The sequence below is a fragment of the Arthrobacter sp. 2762 genome (genome assembly GCF_040548745.1).
Taxonomy (GTDB): domain Bacteria; phylum Actinomycetota; class Actinomycetes; order Actinomycetales; family Micrococcaceae; genus Arthrobacter.
The window spans coordinates 506,977-526,844 of sequence record NZ_JBEPSI010000002.1; the positions used below are offsets into that span (position 1 = coordinate 506,977).

The 19,868-nt window shown below is 59.3% G+C and carries 20 protein-coding genes; 11 read left to right on the forward strand and 9 right to left on the reverse strand.

Going from position 1 to position 19,868, the window contains the following annotated elements:
• Positions 1–78: 78 nt before the first annotated feature.
• The 7 genes from ABIE18_RS06285 (at position 79) to ABIE18_RS06315 (ending at position 4,064) form a co-directional block, all read left to right on the forward strand.
• Positions 79–966, forward strand: coding sequence for an SGNH/GDSL hydrolase family protein (locus ABIE18_RS06285; RefSeq protein WP_499721796.1), 888 nt, complete (start codon positions 79–81; stop codon positions 964–966).
• A gap of 159 nt (positions 967–1,125) precedes the next feature.
• Positions 1,126–1,587, forward strand: coding sequence for an Hsp20/alpha crystallin family protein (locus ABIE18_RS06290; protein ID WP_499721797.1), 462 nt, complete (start codon positions 1,126–1,128; stop codon positions 1,585–1,587).
• A gap of 65 nt (positions 1,588–1,652) precedes the next feature.
• Entirely contained in the window at positions 1,653–1,874 is a 222-nt protein-coding gene (locus ABIE18_RS06295; RefSeq protein ID WP_499721798.1) for a hypothetical protein, read from the forward strand.
• Positions 1,875–1,931: 57 nt separating this feature from the next.
• Complete coding sequence (locus ABIE18_RS06300) at positions 1,932–2,237, forward strand: Rv3202a family protein (RefSeq protein WP_499721799.1); 306 nt, start codon at positions 1,932–1,934, stop codon at positions 2,235–2,237.
• Positions 2,238–2,512: 275 nt separating this feature from the next.
• A complete protein-coding gene (locus tag ABIE18_RS06305) occupies positions 2,513–3,094 on the forward strand; it encodes a hypothetical protein (RefSeq protein WP_499721800.1) in 582 nt (193 codons plus the stop codon).
• 80 nt (positions 3,095–3,174) lie between these two features.
• A complete protein-coding gene (locus ABIE18_RS06310; protein WP_499721801.1) occupies positions 3,175–3,591 on the forward strand; it encodes an SRPBCC family protein in 417 nt (138 codons plus the stop codon).
• Positions 3,591–4,064 carry a MarR family winged helix-turn-helix transcriptional regulator gene (locus tag ABIE18_RS06315; protein WP_499721802.1) on the forward strand — a complete coding sequence of 158 codons (474 nt, stop codon included), beginning with the start codon at positions 3,591–3,593 and terminating at the stop codon, positions 4,062–4,064. The genes ABIE18_RS06310 and ABIE18_RS06315 overlap by 1 nt, the downstream gene beginning before the upstream one ends.
• A gap of 255 nt (positions 4,065–4,319) precedes the next feature.
• On the opposite strand, the gene ABIE18_RS06320 is transcribed toward ABIE18_RS06315, so the two are convergent.
• The 5 genes from ABIE18_RS06320 to ABIE18_RS06340 form a co-directional block, all read right to left on the reverse strand.
• On the reverse strand, positions 4,320–5,585 hold the full coding sequence (locus ABIE18_RS06320) for an APC family permease (RefSeq protein WP_499721803.1): 1,266 nt from the start codon (positions 5,583–5,585) through the stop codon (positions 4,320–4,322).
• A gap of 83 nt (positions 5,586–5,668) precedes the next feature.
• Positions 5,669–8,227: a helix-turn-helix transcriptional regulator gene (locus ABIE18_RS06325; protein ID WP_499721804.1), complete on the reverse strand. Its 2,559-nt coding sequence runs from the start codon at positions 8,225–8,227 to the stop codon at positions 5,669–5,671.
• Between the two features lie 345 nt (positions 8,228–8,572).
• A complete protein-coding gene (locus ABIE18_RS06330) occupies positions 8,573–9,190 on the reverse strand; it encodes a hypothetical protein (protein ID WP_499721806.1) in 618 nt (205 codons plus the stop codon).
• Positions 9,191–9,375: 185 nt separating this feature from the next.
• Complete coding sequence (cspE, locus tag ABIE18_RS06335; protein ID WP_011773907.1) at positions 9,376–9,579, reverse strand: transcription antiterminator/RNA stability regulator CspE; 204 nt, start codon at positions 9,577–9,579, stop codon at positions 9,376–9,378.
• Positions 9,580–9,818: 239 nt separating this feature from the next.
• Complete coding sequence (locus tag ABIE18_RS06340) at positions 9,819–10,451, reverse strand: MBL fold metallo-hydrolase (RefSeq protein ID WP_499721808.1); 633 nt, start codon at positions 10,449–10,451, stop codon at positions 9,819–9,821.
• A gap of 209 nt (positions 10,452–10,660) precedes the next feature.
• Here ABIE18_RS06340 and ABIE18_RS06345 point away from each other — a divergent pair, with 209 nt between their 5' ends.
• The 4 genes from ABIE18_RS06345 to ABIE18_RS06360 all read left to right on the forward strand — a co-directional run bounded on the left by ABIE18_RS06345 (position 10,661) and on the right by ABIE18_RS06360 (position 14,062).
• On the forward strand, positions 10,661–11,026 hold the full coding sequence (locus tag ABIE18_RS06345; RefSeq protein ID WP_499721809.1) for a TfoX/Sxy family protein: 366 nt from the start codon (positions 10,661–10,663) through the stop codon (positions 11,024–11,026).
• 57 nt (positions 11,027–11,083) lie between these two features.
• The gene (locus ABIE18_RS06350; protein WP_499721810.1) at positions 11,084–11,956 is read left to right on the forward strand and encodes an SDR family NAD(P)-dependent oxidoreductase; all 873 of its coding nucleotides are present in this window, start codon (positions 11,084–11,086) and stop codon (positions 11,954–11,956) included.
• Between the two features lie 67 nt (positions 11,957–12,023).
• A complete protein-coding gene (locus ABIE18_RS06355) occupies positions 12,024–13,265 on the forward strand; it encodes a flavin-containing monooxygenase (RefSeq protein ID WP_499721811.1) in 1,242 nt (413 codons plus the stop codon).
• Positions 13,266–13,309: 44 nt separating this feature from the next.
• Positions 13,310–14,062, forward strand: coding sequence for an alpha/beta fold hydrolase (locus ABIE18_RS06360; RefSeq protein WP_499721812.1), 753 nt, complete (start codon positions 13,310–13,312; stop codon positions 14,060–14,062).
• Between the two features lie 72 nt (positions 14,063–14,134).
• On the opposite strand, the gene ABIE18_RS06365 is transcribed toward ABIE18_RS06360, so the two are convergent.
• From ABIE18_RS06365 to ABIE18_RS06380, 4 genes are all read right to left on the reverse strand, one after another.
• Positions 14,135–14,656: a hypothetical protein gene (locus ABIE18_RS06365; protein WP_499721813.1), complete on the reverse strand. Its 522-nt coding sequence runs from the start codon at positions 14,654–14,656 to the stop codon at positions 14,135–14,137.
• A 485-nt stretch (positions 14,657–15,141) separates the two neighbouring features.
• Positions 15,142–15,354, reverse strand: a complete 213-nt coding sequence (locus ABIE18_RS06370) for a hypothetical protein (RefSeq protein ID WP_499721814.1) — start codon at positions 15,352–15,354, stop codon at positions 15,142–15,144.
• A complete protein-coding gene (locus tag ABIE18_RS06375) occupies positions 15,354–16,256 on the reverse strand; it encodes a hypothetical protein (RefSeq protein WP_499721815.1) in 903 nt (300 codons plus the stop codon). The genes ABIE18_RS06370 and ABIE18_RS06375 overlap by 1 nt, the downstream gene beginning before the upstream one ends.
• Positions 16,243–19,686: an FtsK/SpoIIIE domain-containing protein gene (locus tag ABIE18_RS06380; protein ID WP_499721816.1), complete on the reverse strand. Its 3,444-nt coding sequence runs from the start codon at positions 19,684–19,686 to the stop codon at positions 16,243–16,245. Before ABIE18_RS06380 ends, ABIE18_RS06375 begins: the two co-directional genes overlap by 14 nt.
• Positions 19,687–19,868 lie beyond the last annotated feature (182 nt).

Consider the following 19,868-nt stretch of genomic DNA (forward strand, 5'->3'; position numbering starts at 1 on the left):
GGACGTGCCGGGAACATCACGGCCAGCACTGCCGTTATCACTGTGTAAGAACCTTTTTCCTTACAAGGAGGTAGGGCAATGAGGTGGCGTGGCCGGGTTACCCCCGAAGGCCTTGTTGATCTCAAAGCGGGTGCTGGGCAGAATATCAAGGACCGCTCGCACCCTTGGAGCAGGTATGTGGCGCTTGGGGATTCCTTTACCGAAGGCATTGGGGATCCGGAACCAGGAAGCGTCGGAGGGCTGCGCGGCTGGGCTGACCGCGTCGCCGAGGAACTCGCAGTCGACCACCGGGATTTTGCCTATGCGAACCTTGCCGTGCGCGGGTTGCTGCTGCAGCAGATCCTCGACCAGCAGATCGGTCAGGCCCTAACCCTGAAGCCGGACTTGATCACGTTGTCTGCAGGCGGGAACGACATGGTGTTCCACGCCAGTGACCCGGACAAGCTTGCCAGCAAGCTTGAGACCGGCGTGAGCCTCTTGGCAGAGACAGGCGCGACGATCGTTTTGTTCACGGGACCCGACTGGGGATCCACCCCCGTACTCGGACGCAACCGTGGCAAAGTGGCCATCTTTAACGAGAATGTTCGCGCTATTGCTTCCCGCCACGGCACACTCATCACAGACCTCTGGGCGCTGAGGCAACTCAGGGACCCGAGGATGTGGGACCCGGACCGGCTGCATTTCTCCCCGCTGGGTCATCACACGATTGCCATCGCCGTGCTGGACACACTCAATGTCCCGCATACGCTTCGGCAGCTGGAGCCCAAAGCGCTGCCCGAAAGCAGCTGGCGTCAAGCCAGGGCCGGTGACCTCGCGTGGGCAAAGACGTACTTTTTCCCTTGGGTCTTTAAGCAGCTTCGTCCCCACGGTCCCGGAGAGGAACACCTGGCGAAGCGGCCGTCGGCAGGCCCTGTCTTCGAAAGCGAAAACGCTTCCGGAGCGTCCGCAGCGCTCGTGGACGGATAGCCATTTGCCTCGTCCACGGAGGCCTATCCTGCAAGCTCCCGTGAGCCAAGGAGCGTCTTAACAACGATGTGTGTTCGGCGTATTTTATTTGTGTAGATCCGATTTAGGCCCCGCCCGGGGTCGGTCCGCGGGGCCTGGTAACAAACAGGAGGCACCACGATGAGCAATCTACTTCGTTGGTCGGCCAGCGACATCGCCGATCCTGTCCGTCGGTTCCTTGAAGGAGAGAGCGGCTCCTGGCTCCGGGTGGAGGAATACCGGGACGGCGGATCAATGGTGGTCAAAGCCGAAGTTCCAGGCATCAATCCTGAAAAGGACGTCGACATCACCTTGTCCGGTGATGAGCTGCAGATCCATGTGCGCCATGAGGAAAAGTCCGAGCACAAGGATAAAAGGGGATACCGCTCAGAATTCCGGTACGGCACTTTTTCCCGGACAGTGAAACTTCCAACAGCGGTGACCGAACAAGACGTCAATGCTTCCTATACGGATGGCATCCTCGAAGTGCGGATTCCCATGCCGGAGCAATCGGAGAAACAGTCACGGAAGATACCCGTCAGCCGTGGCGGAACTCCATGGACCGGCACGGATACCAGCACCGGTCCCACCGAAACCCGTTAGACCGTAGCCTGGTGCGTACACCGGGCAAGACCCTCTATTGGTAATTCAATCTTCGGGAGCTCACGGTGGACACCGGGGTGATGACGGCTTATATCGTCGGTTATCTCATTACTGCAATCACGGTGTTCGTGTTTTGCCTGCCAGCCATAGTGCTCTTTGTGATTCTGTTGCTGGTGGCGGGGGTACTTCGGGTGGTGGTGTGGCCACTGGAACTGGTGATCCGGAAACTGCGCCGGCACCCGAAGGAAACCCAAACTGACCAATCATGGTTGTTGGGCTCAGGTTAGGAGCCGTTTAGATCCATTAGCGAGTCAGCCAGTCTATTAGCGAGCAGGAGGAAGATGATGAACATCGGACAAGAGCCGGAATCGCCGCGTGAAGTACCGGAGGCCGATGCCCTTGAGCAGCAAACGCCCGTCCTCCCGGAGGGTTCTGAGGAGTTCGAGCTAACGAAACCGCTACCCGATGACGCCCCTGAGGCCGATGTTCTGGAGCAGCGGACAGACGTGCTTCCTGGCGGTTCAGCATTTGCACGGCTCGCAGGCGTATCTGAAGCAGAGGCCGCGGAAGCAGACTTTATCGAGCAGGCTCTGGTGCCCTCCTCCGAAGAGGACGACGACTACCGCGAAGACCACGAGGAGGTCGGCTAGAAGCAGCTCCGACCCCTTGCGATAAGTCATAGAAGACTTCTCCTGTTGGGGCGCATGTGACCGGTGTTACTGTGCCTCCACGCGCCTTTCGCATGGGCGCACTCTAAGGGGGCAACACATTGCACACACAACTTTCGCGCGCCGGAAAACACTCGCTTTTCGGCGGGAAATCGTCACGGGGTTTTCGCGGTAAAGCACTCGGAATCACGGCCATCGGATCACTGATGATTTTGCTGGCCGGTTGCGGTTCGGGGTCCATGGGAGCTGCTGGATCGGTGAGCAGCACAACGGAGTCGACGTCAGCGTCTCCCTCGCCCACGCCTACTCCAACGCCGAGCAAGATAGCCGGGAAAACCTGCACCACAGAGAAGAACACCCAATCTGTGGCGGGCGAAACTTACATCTGCACCATTGATCAATCGGGAAAACTCGCCTGGCTGGACTCTGCAACGGCAGGAAAGCTTTCTGATCAACGCGCTGCAGACGCTGCGGCAAAGGCCGCGGCAGAGAAGGCGGCAGCGGACGCAGCCGCGAAAGCCGCAGCGGACAAGGCCGCGGCTGACAAGGCTGCCGCCGACAAGCTCGCTGCCGATCAAGCGGCAGCAGCAAAAGCAGCGGCAGATCAAGCTGCTGCCGATCAGGCCGCTGCTGCGGCTGCTGCGAAAGCTGCCCCAGCCCCACGCGTTCAGAGTGGGTGCGACCCGAACTATGCCGGTGCCTGCGTACCTATTGCGTCCGACGTCGACTGTGCCGGAGGCAAAGGCAATGGACCCGCTTACGTGAGAGGCCCAGTGACCGTGGTTGGTTCTGATATCTATGGCCTGGACAACGACCACGACGGTATCGGCTGTGAGTAGTAGCCTCTGATTTTGCCACTGTACAAGATGGTCTACGCGCAGATAGTCTGTGCGTAGACCATCTACTTCAGCAGGCAACCATGTGGGATTACGAGCACAGCATTGAAACCACCGCGGCACCCGAAGCGCTCTGGCGACTTTGGGCCGACGTCGAGAACTGGGGTTCCTGGAACGCCGAAATTGAACGCGTTGAGATCGATGGCCCCTTCGCGGAGGGTTCGCAGATCCTCATGATGCCCCCCGGGGACGAACCCATCCAGTTGCGCATCGCGGAGGTAGTGGACGGCGAGCTGTTCGTCGACGAAGCACGCTTCGATGAGCTGCTGATCCGAACCGCCCACCGCTTGGACAGGCTCGACGGCGGTCGCGTCCGGGTTGTCTACAGGATGGAGATCACCGGTGCTGGCGCAGATCAGGTTGGCCCCGAAATCGGGCCTGCCATTACTGCCGATTGGCCGGACACCATGGCTTCGCTCGTCCAGCTCGCCCAGCGCTGATGCCGCTTAGCCCGGGCGAGAGCCCCGGATTCCTGCTGTGGCACGCCACCCTTCGCTGGCAGCGTGACATCGCCGCAGCCTTGGCCCCGATCGGCCTCACCCACGTGCAGTTCGTGTTGCTCGCCTGCACTTGGTGGCTCAACAAAGAGGGTGAGCACCCCAATCAGCTCGCCGTTGCCCGCCAGGCCGGCACAGACGTGAAGATGGCCTCGCAGGTCCTTCGAACCCTGGAGCTGAAGGGCCTCATAGAGCGCGAAGTCGATCCCTCAGACACGAGGGCCAAACGGCTGCGTGTTACCGAAGCAGGCTCGGAGTTGGCTCCCCGCGCAATCGCCGCAGTGGAGCTCGCCGACGCCCAATTCTTCGAGCCAGCGCCCGCCGATGAGCTGGTACCGCTGCTGCGAAGGCTGGCGCATCCGAGCGGTTTGATGAAGCTAAGACCGACGCCCAAAAAGAGGCGGGACACCACCTAGTCCGTCCCGGCGAACACTCATTTTTGCGTGAAGCGAACCCAAAAAGCCATGATTTGCTCGCCTTTGGATACCTAGAGCGGACGAAAGAACACCTAGACCACTATCCCCGGCCATAGTCTCCTCTTGTGCCTTCGGGACGGGAAACCCGGTGTCCGGCGGGAACCCCACTCGTCCCAGGCGAAGAAGGCACAACGGCACGGCTCCACCTAAGTACCCCCAGGTGGAGTCGTGCCCAGCCGGCCTCTGGATTAGTGCCTATCGAGGGCTGGACGGACTCCGGCGCAACCGGATCATCCGGAACACGATGCCCACCACGAACATCAGCACGCCCAGCCCGACAGACAGTGGCGGCAGCGTCGCAACCAACGCCACGCAGGCAACAGCTCCAGCCACTTGCAGGGCCTTCGGGTAGCGGCGGTCCTCGGCGGGCTGAGTGAAGGCTGCGATATTTGCGACCAAGTAATAAAGCAGCACACCGAACGACGAGAATCCGATGGCTCCTCGGAGATCGGTCACGGCAATGATCAGGCAGATCACTACGGCTAGCGTTGTTTCGGCCCGGTGGGGCACCTTGTACCGCGGATGGACGGCAGCCAGCCAGTGCGGGAGGTCGTTCTCGCGGGCCATCGCCAGGGTTGTCCGGCCCAGCCCTGCAATCAGCGCGAGGAGAGCACCCAATGACGCAACTGCGGCTCCGATCCGAACAATCGGAGCAGCCCAAGACATTGCGCCGGCGTTGACGGCATCGGCGAGGGGTGTCGGCGTCCCGGAGACACCGTCGGGTCCCAGGGCAGCCAACAGAGTGACCGCGATTATGGCATAGATGACGATCGTGATTCCCAGGGCGATGCTGATGGCACGAGGTATGGTGCGGCGAGGCTCGCGAACTTCCTCCCCCATCGTGGCAATCCTCGCGTAGCCAGCGAAGGCAAAGAACAACAGCCCGGCCGACTGCAATATGCCGTACCAGCCGTGCGCCAGCAGCCCCTCCCCCATAAAGTTGCTGAAGTCAGGTCCGGAACCACCCCAAACGGCCGCCACGGCTATCGCCAGTGCGGTTAGGACGGCGATCACCAAAATTCGGGTAAGTCCCGCTGTACGGGTCACTCCGTGATAGTTCACCGCAGTCAAAATTACGACGGCGGCAATCGCCACTGGGCGCTCCCAACCTGCCGGCGCAGCATAGGCCGCGAAGGTCATAGCCATGGCTGCGGCGCTTGCCGTCTTGCCGATCACGAACCCCCACCCAGCCAGGAAACCGGACCATGGCCCCAGCCGCTCACGTCCGTAGACGTATGTTCCGCCGGAGGTGGGGTACCTGGCAGCGAGCTGCGCGGAGGACGTCGCATTGCAAAAGGCCACGAAGGCCGCCACAAGCAAACCAATGAGCAGTCCGGATCCAGCAGCCGCAGCGGCTGGTGTGAAGGCCGCGAAGACCCCGGCACCGATCATGGAGCCTAAGCCAATAAGGGAAGCATCGAACGTGCCGAGGCGGCGGGCCAAGGCGGGGGAATTGCTCACGAGAACCCTTCACGCATCAAGGTCTGAGCTCTGCCGGTGTCACCGGAGACTCGTACTGGAAGATACGTTCAGCCTAACGTGAGTCAGCGTGCTGCCATTGAATTCCCCACGAGGATGAAGAGGCCGTTACGTGAGGTTGCGCCGGTCTTTCGCAGGGCGTTGGAGATGTGGTTTTCCACTGTTCTCGCGCTGATCCCCAGATGTTCAGCAATCTCAACGTTCGAGCGATGTCCCGCCAACGCGGCAACCTCAATTTCGCGTTCCGTGAGGGGCGTAGTCCTGAAAGTGTTGAAGGATAGCTGCTCGTTGGTTGACGGAAACCTTGCCGCGAACAAAGACGAAGCTTCGGCCATGGCCTCGGCCGCTGCCGTGTTCCCTTCCAGAACGTGACGCTTGAGGGCACCTCGAAGCAGCATGCCGATCTGATAGTTGTCGGCGTCCAGTTCGTAGTGCTTAAGGAGGAGACCGAGCAGCTTGTGATCGCCTTCCACAACCGCGGTGGCAACGGCCATCATCTGGTCATGAGCCGTCACCCCACTGTCCCGCAGGAGCTTACGGAGGATATCCAGAACTGGCCCTCCGGGACACAGGCATGTGCAAAGCAGCGCCGTCATCGTTGCCTCCAGGATGTAGCCGCTCTTCATCTGGCGCTTGATGAGCTTCACGGCCCGCCGATCAAAAACCGATGGCTGGGTAGTCTCCGCGGCAACGAGCTCATGTACACCCTTGCCGATGCCGGGCAACGGTCCAACATCAGGCACCGCACTCCGTGCTTGTGACGCGATGGACAGAGCTGGTGAGATGGCCGTCGTCGCATGCCGCAGGCCAGCGAGCCGCAGCATGGCGTCATAAAGGACATCGACGACGAAGCCGGGCCGGCCCATAGCGAAGACGCTGCTCATGAGGTATTCGGCTTCTTCGAAGTAGCCGCGGTATAGCAGACCGTGTGCGGCAACGTAGCTACTGGCGACGACGCCGAATTGATCGAGGTTTCTGCGGGCCTCGGCACGCCAATCCAGTGCGAAGACCAGGGAGTCCTCGATCCTGCCTGCTGCGAAGAGCGCGAAGCCGTGAAGGAACGGACGTAGGTGCGGGAAGGTGTCGTCGTCCTCAGCCTTCTCTGTCAGGCTGAGGACCGCGCCCGGCCGAAACCGATACAGCTCGAGCAAGCTTTGAACCAGTCCTTCCAACCCCAGCGAGGCAGGCTGCAGGGCGTCGGCAGAAGCCTCGGGCATGGGTGCGACCCGACCGTGGGAGGCGTTGATGAAGAGGATTGCGGCCTCGGCAGTAGAGGCCTGTTCCGGGTTGCGCTCGGCGAATCCTTTCAGGATGTCAACTGCCGTACTCACGCCTTGCCCTGAGTAGATTGCAAGGAAAGCCTTGGTGATCGCGAGAAAAAGAATGTCATTGGGGTCGCCGTTGAGCGTGGACGTCTCCTGGCAAACGCGGGTTGCCCGCATAACGTTCACCGGCGCTCCCCAGTAAACCCTGAGCAGTGCAGCAGCATTGGTCGCGGACTTGTTCGCTTGCCATCGTTCGTAGCGCGTGCGTTCGCGGGCGGCACTGTGATCGTGAAAATGCCGGGCGGTTACCGCATCATCGTTTCCCTTCTCGAGCCGCAAGGATGCCAGCACCCGGGACAGGCAGTCGGCAGTCGTTGAATTGCCCTGCGCAGTTTGAGGCGCACCCTCAAGCGCACCAGCAATCTTGTTGCGCAAGAGGTGCCGGTCCCTGAGCGTCTTTTGGCCCCTGAAATAGTCTGCGATGACGGGCGGGCTTATCGCCGCGATCGGTCCATTGTGGTGATCGTCCATGACCGACAGGAATCCCCGCCGTTCAAGGCCTTCCAACACGTCGGGCTGTACCACCTTTTGCAGAACGTCTACACGGGCGGTGCCAAGGATTGCCATGGTGTGCAGGGCCGTAACTTCTTCCGGAGCCAGGTCGGCCAGCAGCGCTTCGAGGGTTCCTCTCAGATGGTCGTTCCAGAGGGTGTCACCGGTCATCTGCCACTGTCGTCCACGCAAAACCAGAAGATCGCTTAAGGCAGCAGTCTCCGTAATACGGACAACGAGCCGAGGGTTTCCTCCGGACTTTGTCAGGATTCTCGCTGTTGTGTCTGCATCTGCAGCAGCCCCCAACACCTGCGTCACCAAAGTGTGTACCTGCTCAAAATGGAGTGGGTCCAGTTGTAGCAAAGCCTCGCGGCCACTGTTCATGACGGCCAGTTGACTCCTTGAGATCGAGCCGCTGTCCGGAGCAGTGACGATCAGCGGACAGTCGGACCTGCGCCGAACTGATTCCAGGACCGCCAGCGATTCGTTGTCCAGCAGATGGATGTCGTCCACTATCAGGACGTGCTTCCCAGACTTGGACAACTGGCTTGAGAGCGCATCTGCCATATCCGTGACTCCGCTGCGGCCGGGCCGAAGCTCCAAACCCAAGCTCTTGATGGCTGAGTACGGAATTGAGCGATGTGTTCGAAGACCGCTGATGAAGTGGATAGCCATACCGGTCTTTTCCAAGTTGGCCACGACATTTCGCACCACTGTGGTCCTGCCGCTTCCGGGCGCTCCAACAATCCGCACGCCTATGCCGCGGCCAACGAAATCGAGGATGCGCTGAACCTCAGAATCGAACACTCGATCCAACCTTCTGTTTCTGTGGATGACCGACATGCGGCTCACTTCGCAGGTTAGATCTCGAAAACGGGACTAGGTGGCAAAACAGCCTTGCACAGGCCGCTTATCGCCCGTCTAGGTGGCGATTCAGGCAAAAATGAGTGCCCGCACGACTCGCCTAGGTGGTGAGCTTGCTTCGAATGAGCTGGCGGGAGGGAGTCGTCTGCAGTCTGTTCGTCCATGGGAGGCCCTCGGTTTCGTAGTTGATACCAACCACGCTACGGACGTTCGAAGGTGAGTTACAGAGGTGTAATTCGCTATGTGGATATGTGTTCTAAGTAGTTTTTCAGGATGGGAACATCTTTACTACAAACGAGGGGACCGTGAGCGGGCTGACGCTCTTGCCTGCCCGGATCGCAGCGGCAGCCATCGCCACATTGCTGCTGTGCAGGCACCCACTGTGAAGCCAACTGCCGCGGCCACGATCAGGTGCTCGGTCCGCCAGTCCTCCGGCGCGTTGACCGCCTGATATGACAACCACATGCTGGAGGCCCAGCCGACGCCGCTGACGGCAGTCCACATGACCCCAGCTTTGGCGGGCCATCGGGCGGCCCACCATTGCCCCAGGCCGAGTAGTAAGCCTCCCAGACCTGCCATGAGCGGCCACCCCACAGCGTCTGGAAGCATGTCTCCAAAAGTGTGCGCCACCAGCAAGGCCACAGTGGTCCCAAGGATCCACCGCCAGGCGCGTAATCCGGACCGCCTTAACAGCAGTGCCTGCAGACCACCAACTAAGAGCCCGGTGGCAACGCCGTTCACCAGCGCTCCGGCGGGGTTGGGGTTGAAGGAGTCACCGTTATTGGGCGGCAGGGCACCGGGGAAATGGAACAGGACCCCGGACACCGCTACGCTCAGGGCCGTAGTGAGGAGCCATAGTAAAGGAAAGACCCATGGGGAGCGGGTTCCTGGTGTTTCTTTGCCCATGCAGCACCCTCTTATCCAGGACAGGCTGGTAAACAGGCCCATCCCGACCCATCATTCTGCGGCTATGCAGTAATTATGGCGGGCGGCGAGCGAGGGGCAAGTGCCCACGGCTAATGCCCCCACCAGGGCACAACAAAAAGCAGGGCCGGTCAATGACCGGCCCTGCTTTTTCGTTTATCCGAAGACTAGATAGCCTGGATGTTTACTGCCTGGGGACCCTTGGGGCCCTGCTCGACGTCGAAGGAAACCTTCTGGTTCTCTTCGAGGGAGCGGTAGCCCGAGGAGTTGATCGCAGAGTAGTGAGCGAAAACGTCCTGGCTGCCATCTTCAGGAGAGATGAAGCCGAAGCCCTTTTCGGAGTTGAACCATTTCACGGTACCTGTAGCCATTTTTTCAGTCCTTACTGAAGGTGGAGATTCTCCCGACTTTCGGGTCTCCGGTGTGGGGTGTTCTCCACCGTTACTTCAGAAGGTCGCGATCCAGATGGATCACGGGGACTGCCTGAACTACCAAATGCCAAACACAACAACACCGTCAAGTTTACATAGTTCTGAGCAGATAGCTAGTGCGACGTCAGATTAATCAATCCGATGGCCGGATTACCCCCTTTGAAGAGGGGCCTCGGTGGTCATGGCGAGACTGAAACTCCCGGTTTCCATGGCGTGTGCGCGTGCGCGAGCCAAACCATTGCAGGTTTCAAAGAGCGAATGAGCTGCTGACCCTCGGTGCGGGGGTTATCAAGTTCGTCGAAAAAAACCGCTGTGTCACCGGCGATGATGGTAGGCGGTCCGTCTCCGTCAATGACGACAACCTGTGAGCCCCGAGTGTGTCCTGGTGTCTGAAGGAGCCGAATTCCGGGAAGAAGTTCGAGTTCCCTGTCGACGGTGACGTACTGCATCCCTGGTGGGTCGACCCATTCGGGGATGGTGTAGTCGTCCTGGTTCCGGGCGTCGTCAAGTTCCTGACGCTGAACGTAGACGGGCTTACCGGCGAAGAGATGGTTACCTCCGCAATGGTCAAAATGCAGGTGGGTGTTGACGACGATGTCGACGCTGCCGATGTCAAAGTCCTGCTCGTTCAGTGGATAAATGCGTGGTTCCATGTCGGCGATCGCCGGATGAAGCTGAGTCATGCCGGTGTCCACCAGCACGCGCCCCTCGGGGTGGTCGATGACATGCACATACACCGGCATTGCCTCGCCGTCGGCAAGCAGCTCGGCGACACGAATGGCAGTAACCCGGATTGCAGCGGGAGAATTCAATTCTTCACCTCAGTCCCACATCAAGGCCGTGATGTGTCCCGGAAGCAACGGATCCTTCAGCCCGGCGCGAGCTGAGATCTGTGGCCATGATCCAGAATCCCATCGGTCCGCGCGTCCGTCGAGGAGGTAAGCCCCCTTGCTGGTTCCCGGACTGCTTGTCATGCTCTGCGTACAGTTGCCATGGAGGTACAACCCAGGAGGATAAGCAAATGCAGATGCCCAAGCCCTCGGACGCCGATAAGGAACGCTTCCGTTCTGTGCTGCCCGACCATCCCGACGTCGTCGTCAAACCAATGTTCGGCAACCTCGGCGCTTTCGTGAACGGCAACATGTTTGCTGGACTTTTCGGCCCCACCATCGGAATCCGTCTTTCCGAGGCTGACAAGGCCCAGCTCGATGCTGATCATCAAACCCAACCCTTCGGCCCTGAAGAACGTCCCATGGGCGGATACACCGGTCTTCCGGAAGCTTGGAACGATGAGCCCGAGAAGGCCGAACCATGGGTGGCCAAAGCCTTCGACTACGTGGCCGGGCTCCCACCGAAGAAACCCAAAGCACGGCCTTCCAAGAACTAAAGACCACACCCCTCCCAGACCCTCGCCAAACATGCCGTTTCGTGCTGAGATCAAGCCATGCCCTCGATGAATGGACGAACAGCGCTGATAACCGGCGCTACCGGTGGTCTTGCTAAAGCCATCGCCACCGCACTGGCCCGCGAAGGTGCCACCGTCGTCGTGGTTGGGCGGACAGAAGCGCGGGCAGAGGAGGCCATGCGCGACATTCGGGCAGCAGTCCCGGGCGCGACCTTGGAGACCCTTGCCTGCGATCTCTCAAACCAAGCTTCAATCCGCTCCGCGGTTGAGGAGTTCCTTTCCCGCCACAACGAGCTTCACGTGCTCGTCAACGCGGCGGGCGTTTTCCGCAAGGAACGCCACGTGACTGTGGATGGACTTGAGGTCACGTTCGCTACCAACGTGATGGGCTACTTCCTGCTGACGAATCTGCTCTTGGACGCGCTCAAGCGCGGCGCGGGCGCGGATGGGACGCGGACTTCGCGGATCGTTAACATCGCTTCCAAGTATTCCGGAGGGCCGTCCACCACCAAGATCGACTTCGACGATCTGCAAACCGCCAAGGGCAGTTACAGTTACCTGCGCGCCACACCGCCAACAATGCTCGGCAGGGTCCTGTTGACGCAGGAATTCGCGGAGCGCCTTCGCGGATCCAACGTTGTGGTGAACGCCGTGCACCCGGGCCTCGTAAAGCACACTGCGCTACTGCAGGACGTTGGCGGACCTTTCCGCTGGATGACGAACACCTTCGGCGCGACTGCTGAGAAAGCTGCCGATACGCCCGTCTGGCTGGCCACCGCTCCAGAGACTGCGGCGGTGTCCGGGAAGCTCTGGGCGAAACGCAAGGAGCTGCCGACGCCGGGCATGGGCTCTGATCCAGCCGCTCGGAAGCGGCTGTGGGAAGAGTGCACGCGACTGTCCAAAATCCTGTGATCTGACAGCCAAAACCCCACGCCAACGGACCTCCCGCACCCGCATCCCCAAGCGTAAGATCCACCCCATGGGACGCACCCCGGAAACGGTCATTATCGGCGCAGGCCAAGCAGGACTCGCGACGAGCTACTGGCTGACCCAGGCCGGCGTCGAGCATCAAATCCTGGAACGGCGAGACTCGCTGGGAGGTGCGTTCCAGGACCGGTGGGACGGGTTCTACATGAACACGCCGAACCTCGCGCTGGGCCTGCCGGGGATGCCGTATTCCGGTGGGGAACCGGACGCGTTCATACCGCGGATCGCAGCGGTGAATCTCTTCAGAAAGTACGCGGAAGTGATCAACGCTCCGGTTCGCACCGGCGTCGAGGTCACTCGGCTGGCAGCCGCCGCGGATGGGTTCATCATCGAGACGTCGCTCGGGCACATGCAGGCACGCAACGTCGTCCTGGCGACGGGCGCCTATCAGGTACCCAAGCTTCCCGCCGTTGCGGGCAACCTCCCGCAGAACGTTTTCCAGCTCCACACGCACGAGTACCGCAACCCCGAGCAGTTGCCCGATGGTGCTGTGCTGATTGTTGGGACCGGGCAGTCGGGCGGGCAGATCGCCGAGGAGCTGCACGCGGCCGGTCGTGAAGTTCACCTTGCCGTCTCCACGTGTCCTGAAGCGCCGCGCCGTTACCGCGGCCACGACCTCATCTACTGGCTGCTGGAAGTCGGCAAACACGGGCCGGACTACGGCATCAACGCCCTCACCCGCGAGGGACTTCCATCTCCTGCAGCCCGTTTCGCCTGCAACCCGCTGCTTTCCGGGACAGACGGCGGCCACAACATCCACCTCCGCGAGCTCGGCCGCCGCGGCATGCACCTGCACGGCCATCTGGAAAACATCGACGACGGCGTCATCACCTTCAGCGACGACCTCCCCGAACGCCTCGCAACAGTCGAGTCCACCTTCGCCCAACGCTCTGGACGCGCAATCGAGGCGTACATCGCGGCCGCAGGCATCGAAGCACCCGAGCAACCGCCCGAGCCCGAGGATGACTGGCTGCCCGCAGAACCGGCCAAGCTGAACCTTGCCGACGCGAACATCACATCCGTCCTGTGGGCAACCGGATACAAACTCGACCTGAGCTTCATCGACATGCCCGTGCTGGATGAATGGGGCTACCCGCGGCACTCGCGCGGTGTCATGGAACTCCCCGGCCTGTACACGGTGGGCCTGCCCTGGCTCACGCGGCACTACTCGTCCATCGTCGGCGGGGTGGGCCTGGACGCGGAGTATGTGGCGCGAAGGATTGCTGGGGCCTGAGCGGGCCTCTCCCCCTCGCCCCTCCCCAAGCGTATGGTTCACCCATGGGAGCAATCCGTGCGTTCTTCCTTCCAGGCAGCGTCCTTCCGGCGGCGCCGGCCTACACCGACCTCATAGAAGCGCTTGGCCCGGACGTGGACGCGTTTGCGAAGGACCTGGACCTCTACGACGCCGACGAGCCGCCGCCCGGTTGGTCCCTGGACACCGAAGTTGATGGAGTCCTGCATGAGGCAGACGCCAAACAATGGGACACCTTCCATCTGGTCGGCTACTCGGGTGGCGGGGCCGCTGCTCTCGCTTTCGCCGCCAAGCATCCCGAGCGCCTGCTTAGCCTCACGCTCCTCGAACCCGCTTGGGCAGGAGACTGGGATTGGAGCAGGGCCCACACCCGCTTCTGGGAGCAGCTGAGCGCGCTCGAGCCGCTGCCTCCGGAGCAGTTCATGCCAGAGTTCATGAGGCTGTCGGTAAGGCCCGACGTCGTCCTCGCGCCTCCGCCGGCGGGCGACCCGCCGCCGTGGATGGCCAAGCGTCCTGCAGGAATCAGGGCGTTCCTGAAGGATTTCCGGAGCTATCACCTGGACCGCGAGCGCCTCGCTTCTTTTGAACGTCCTGTGCTGTACGTGCTGGGCGGCATGAGCAACCCGGACCAGTACGGTGACATCGCCGATCGCCTGTCCACTGTTTTCCGGGACTACCGTGTGGAGGTGTTTGAGGAGCGCCACCACTTCGATCCCCCGCACCGGATTGAACCCGGGCGCCTCGCGACTGTGCTTCGTGAGCACTGGAACAGGGCCTAATACATTTGCTTGGCAGCAGATATCCCGCGCTAGCCTGCGTAAACGCCACGTCTCAAGACGTGTCACCCAAAGTCAGGACTTGGGTGGCTCGAAGATGCTGAAGTTCATCGCGTTGTTGCCCGACTGAGTAGTTACAGAAACCGCACCCTCCGCCGTGACAACAATCTCGCTGATAAGTTCGCCCTCTGCCAGATCGACCCTGCCTTTGCTTTCCCAGCCGCTGTAGATGGCAAGCCTGTTGCAGCCCGAAGACGCCGTACCTGCCCGCTGCGCTTCATGGACTTGCCAAAGTGTTCCGTCAACTACAAGACTTTCACTGCCGCAAGTATGAAACGAGCTACTGAACGGGTACGGAGTTGTCTTGAGTGACAACGCGGACGTCCCTTCCGCCGCAGTCCAAGCCCCCTGGCTGGTTGGTATGAAAAATGCCACTGCGGCCCCTATTGCAAGAACGCCGAAGAGCACGGAACCGATCCGGAGTGACCACGGCCTGAGAATGAGGAACAGGCCCAGCAAGATAGAAAATATGGCGCATCCCATGAGCCAGTCAGACATGAAGTAAAGTCCATCTTCACGGACTTTGACGTCATACACGCCGGGTCCTCTACCTCGAAAGAAAGAATCACGGAGCACGAATTTGCCGAGTAGCCATGGGACCAGAACCGTTGCGCAGAGGGCTACGGTCAGAACGATGAATCCCTTATCTCTTCCTCGGCGCCCGGAGGCTTCGCGCTTTAATTCTGCGATTCTGTCATCGATGGACGTTGCCATATCAGTTACCGGCCCAAGTATCGGTCGAGGTCGTCAGCCTTTCGAGACAGATATTCCTTAAGTTCGTCGGCCTCCTTCGAGAAAGCCGTCACCGAGCTCAAGAAACCTTCGAGTTCACGTTCGAACTGGGTCCGCCGGTCATCGTTCCATTGAGCAGATTTAAATGATCCGCGCATTCCTTCAACGGCGCGGCTTATATCTTCCTGCCCCCGCCTCAGTGCATCCCGAAGTGCCCTTAGTGATTCCGGATCAGCATTGACTCTTGCCATGATTTGACCTCCCGTTAAATAGACTCGCAAAGACTTACGTTACAAACTGTTCAAGGCACTGGAAATTGCACTCTCGGCATTCTGAAGTGTCACTCGCAGAGCCTCCTCCTCGACAGAGAGCACCCTGAGGTGGCGATCTTCCAGATACGTGTACACGACGTCGCGCCACAAGATCTTGGCCTGGTTTTCGGACGTCTGGCGCACCCGGGCAACTTCGCTCAGTTGCACAAGGGGCCGCTCAAGGTAACCCATTATTCGATCACCGCAGGTACGTGCGAAAGGCCCATCTGTTTGGCCACCCAAATCCGGTGGTATCCGTTTGTAACCTCGAGGTCAGGGCTTAAACGGATGGCTGAATCTCCGAAGAAGCCGGAGTAGGTATCCGCGTAGGACCGAACCCCCATTCTTCCCTCAGCCGCATCCCGGGCCCGAAGATCCTCAAGCGTTCCACCACTGGCGAGCGTTGGCATTACGATCTCATGAAGGGCCTCGTGAGCCCACCGAAGATCGGCGGGTGAGTAGCCCTTTCCAAAGCTTTCGGGGCCAGTAACGTGTGAATCGGAGTCGTCGATATCCGATAGGGGTATGAGTTGAATTTTGGGCGGGAGCCCTGGAAGAACGATCCCGGGAGCCTTGTTGTCCAGCTGTGGGCTTAGGGCCGGGGCGGCGCTCCCACTTGGTCCTCTGCCATGGACGCCAGCTTGCCCCGCCCAGTACTCTTCCAGTGCCTCACGCTTTTGGCTGAGTAGTCGTCTCGCTGCATCGCTGATTGCCTCGACGGCAGACGCGTTGGCTGCGATCGCCCGTTCACACTCACGAAACTGAATTAATACTGCCTCTCGGACTCTTCTGGCCCGATCCAAAGCACTTTCGGCCTGGTTAAACCGGTGGAGTGCACCGTTGACGTCAGGGCGATACATGGGGGGCGTGTCGGATTCATTTGCACGCCGCTCAGCATCGACAGCATGCTCCAATTCTGCTTTGCTTTGCACCGCAGCTCGAGAACGATCCCGAATGACATCATCAATAAAATCCAGAATCGTTCTCGACGCGGCACTGTATTCATGCCTTATTTGGTAAGTAAGATCACGATACTTATGAAGGTCCGTTGAAACTGCATCGACTGCTTCGATGGTGACGTCAGCCGTTGACACTGTCCCGCTCCACTGCAGCCGAGATCCACTCGGGATTCTTTACTTCGAACCGACGGAGTGTCTTGTTGATAACCCGATCATAATCATCAAAGTAGACCTCAGAAGCTTTCAACCGCGCTCCACAGTCGCTGTCCACTAGCCGGCGTGAATCGTCCGCTCCCATCGTCCCAACGATCTTGATGCCAAACTCGCGAATCATTGCTGAAGTCAGCCTTCTGTCTACGCTGGCTGGCCTATCAGCAAGTGCGATGACATGGACCCCAAACTCGGGGCCTTCCGTAAGGATTCGTTGGAGTTGAGTTGCCGAAGAACTATCGCTCAGGGTGTAAAGATCGCTTGCCAGTTCGCGGGCTCGTTGAATTCCCGCCAGCATCACCACATGTGCCGGTGCCGCGTAGTCGCTTCGCTGGATTCGCTGCTCCAGCAGATCTGTGAGTTGAGTCATCGTGCCCTGGAGTCCGCGTGGACTGACAAGGGACACCGCTGGGGACATGGCGTCCTTGAGCGGTTCGGACGCAGCATCAAAGACACCGAAATCGACGAACGTCGTCGTCACACCAGCTGCCGCCAAGTCCACAGCTATTGCCATTAGCGTGTGCAGTCCTTGATCGTCGACGACAAGCAGGCTTCGGCCCGGCGAACGATCTAGCGTGACGCTAAAAGGGCCTTCCAGGGACATCGGAGCTCCCACCATGACTGCCAACTCCTTATGCGGATCACTCCGTCCAAGGAGTTGGGCATCAAGGCTTTCAATTGACTGTGGTTCGGAGCCCTCAAAGACGATGGGTTCACGCTTTGCCCAACCGTGTTTGTTTGCACGCGAGCGAAGGTCTTCAAGGACCTCGTGCCGACGCTTCGGATCCCAATAGCTTGCCTGAAAGCGATCATTCCCCTCACGCAGCCCATTTTTCGTATTGAGGATTCCCTCGCCTGGGCGTGTTAGGAGCTGGGCGTCGGGGTTACCCTCACCGAGAAGGAGTCTTGAGTCGGCTTCCGAACTGGAAAGAACCAGCCGGTAGAAGATCTGATCTGCCATACTCCGGAAAGCTGAGCCGACCAAGGCGATAGTTTGTGATCCCAGGACTACGTGAATGCCAAACGCGCGGCCTTCCTTAATAACGCGCTCAAGAAGTCGCTCGCCCTCACGTCGTACTGCGTCTTCCTGCATCAACAACTTGTGGAACTCATCGATCATGAGGACGATACGGGGCATAGCTTGACCCGTGGCTCGGCGATAGCCCGTCACGTCAACCACCGATCCACCCTGTGCTTTGAACTTGGCGCCCCGCCGTTGAATCTCGGCTTCCAGCTCCAACAAGACACTGACAGCGAACTCCCGGCTGCTTTCAATCGCTACTGCCCGCGCATGTGGGAGCTTCGATTCGGCGTACTGCTTGAACTCAACTCCTTCCTTGAGGTCCACGAGGTATAGCTCAAGCTCCGATGGGTCGTAGTTGAGCACCAAGTCAAGAATCAGGGCGTGAAACAGAGACGATTTTCCAGAACCTGTTTGACCTCCTATGAGTGCGGAGGATTCCATCTTGGAATTGAAGATGAGGTTCGCAACGCCGGAGGATCCCATTCGTCCAAAGCGACTCTCGACTCCGTTTGCGGAGGAAGCCGCCCACCATGTTCCAGGGTCGGTTGGCATCGCGATCCCTTCAGAGACGCCCAGGCCTCGTTGGGCGGAGAGTGCGTCCCGTCGCATCGCAATTTCAACAACTGTCTCGGGAAGGACCCGGGCTTCCGTTTGAGATGCCAAGCCCCGGAGAACTTTCGCGCATATCTCTTCCCGCACGGTACTCGTCGGCTCTGCTGGGAACGTGAGACGCCAGGTTAGTTTGATGTCCTTGAGGAACAGCGAATCTGGCACATGAAGCGGGGCATCAAAAGCTGATGTCGCATACAAATTAGGTAGTCCAGCAAGGGCAGGATGTGTTCGTTCGTGAGCAGGGGTCTCGACGAAAAAGAAGACGCCGGCACGGCGTCCCACGGATGCGAGACGCTGCAAGCGGGACAAAGCCTCTTGATCGAAGGAGCGACCGTCCCGTGTGAACATCCTGGGGAAGTCGTAGAGAAGCACAACTCTGTATGGTTCAGCCACTTCTCCCGCGGCAATATTGTATTCCGTGAGACTGGAGTGCTGACCCTGAAGATACTTTTGCGTCACAAAAGTGACATGTTTTTCGATCTCGATCAATAGCTTCGAAACTTGATCCGAGGTCGTCCAAATCGCGTCTCCGAGAATGTGGTCCCCAGCGTCATTAAGGCCATAAAGAAAATTGAGCGACTTCCCGAGGCCTACAGGATCCACACCGTCAATACGAAGCATCCCGGCGTCCACGGTATCCAAAAGCTGAAGAACGGATGATTCAATGGCGTTTCGCTGATCCGTTACGAAGCCGCCGGCAGCATCCAAGTCAACAACCACGGGATAGTGATAGAGCGCGGGATCATGCTCTACGGCGATCGTCTCTGTAGAAGCCGACTTTGAGCTGTCTGACGCGACGTGGCTTGCAGTAAATGTATGAGCCGAAAGAGTATTCTCGCCGACATAAACGCGGGGCGAGTCTATGTCACCCGCTGATGCCGCTCCCCCGAGCCAACGAGGCTTCCCCTGCAGTGGACCGGAACCCAACGAAAGCGCAAAAGAATCCAGGCCGAGCGTGCCATCCGTCAAGTCCCTTTTAGATCGGTCCATCCACGCTTTGAACGCGCGTTTATTGATCTCGTCGAGCTTAGCGTCACGCTTTTTTTGTAGCTTCTCCACTACGGTCTCGAACGGTGCCAACACAGATCGTCCTGCCTGAGTAAATTCCTTTATGTCTTCAAGCCGCTTGATCTGAAAAAACGGAATTCTCTTGGCGTCTGCCCGGTCAGCGACTTCGTCTGCTTGAAGCATCCAATCCAACGGACTGATTGCGGGGCCAGGGGAACCGCCTTGAAGGTCATCGATAGTAATGCCACGTGGCTTCAGTGAAGCTAGTAGTCTCCTGCGTGCTTCCCTGAGTTGTTGCTCCAGAGCGCTGTACTCGTGGACTTGTACGTTGATTTCTTGCTGGGGACTAGCCCAACGGACGCCAATAGAATCGTTGAGTTTCCTCACGGATGCAATAGCCGAAACCTCTACCTCAGCTGCGTACTTGGCCCATAAATCTTCCAGGATGTAGTCGCCGAGCTGAGACAGGGCAACCACAGCAGAGGAGTCCTCAGGAATATTGGATCTGCGCCCGACTATTACCTTGGATGCCAACCCGCGGAGCTCACTTATGAATTCGTCCAGGGAAGGAGTCTGGTCTCCGCACCAGACACACTGGCCGCTGCTAAGGCTTCTTGCTTCATCTACGGATATTTTCAGCGCCTCTTGTAGGCGTTGCTCGATTTCACTCTTACGAATACCTGCGTCAACGATGCGAATCACTTGCTGCACTCGAGTCCCCCTGGCAGTGTCAAATAGCCGTTTGTAGAGCTAGGGGTAGCATATGTGCCGGACGTCCGCATTCGGCTTGGAGTCCTCATATTACGAATTCAAATTTTCGGAGGCAGGCTGGAATCAAGGCTGGGACGTGTTTGAGGAGCTCAACCCCACCGACTGAACCGGGTGATGGAGGT

Coding starts and splice junctions, on each gene's coding strand:
- ABIE18_RS06355 (WP_499721811.1), top strand. CDS start 12,024: ATGGGACGCACCCCGGAAACGGTCATTATCGGCGCAGGCCAAGCAGGA.
- ABIE18_RS06315 (WP_499721802.1), top strand. CDS start 3,591: ATGCCGCTTAGCCCGGGCGAGAGCCCCGGATTCCTGCTGTGGCACGCC.
- ABIE18_RS06350 (WP_499721810.1), top strand. CDS start 11,084: ATGCCCTCGATGAATGGACGAACAGCGCTGATAACCGGCGCTACCGGT.
- cspE (WP_011773907.1), bottom strand. CDS start 9,579: ATGGCTACAGGTACCGTGAAATGGTTCAACTCCGAAAAGGGCTTCGGC.
- ABIE18_RS06370 (WP_499721814.1), bottom strand. CDS start 15,354: ATGGGTTACCTTGAGCGGCCCCTTGTGCAACTGAGCGAAGTTGCCCGG.
- ABIE18_RS06310 (WP_499721801.1), top strand. CDS start 3,175: ATGTGGGATTACGAGCACAGCATTGAAACCACCGCGGCACCCGAAGCG.
- ABIE18_RS06360 (WP_499721812.1), top strand. CDS start 13,310: ATGGGAGCAATCCGTGCGTTCTTCCTTCCAGGCAGCGTCCTTCCGGCG.
- ABIE18_RS06300 (WP_499721799.1), top strand. CDS start 1,932: ATGAACATCGGACAAGAGCCGGAATCGCCGCGTGAAGTACCGGAGGCC.
- ABIE18_RS06330 (WP_499721806.1), bottom strand. CDS start 9,190: ATGGGCAAAGAAACACCAGGAACCCGCTCCCCATGGGTCTTTCCTTTA.
- ABIE18_RS06285 (WP_499721796.1), top strand. CDS start 79: ATGAGGTGGCGTGGCCGGGTTACCCCCGAAGGCCTTGTTGATCTCAAA.
- ABIE18_RS06290 (WP_499721797.1), top strand. CDS start 1,126: ATGAGCAATCTACTTCGTTGGTCGGCCAGCGACATCGCCGATCCTGTC.
- ABIE18_RS06345 (WP_499721809.1), top strand. CDS start 10,661: ATGCAGATGCCCAAGCCCTCGGACGCCGATAAGGAACGCTTCCGTTCT.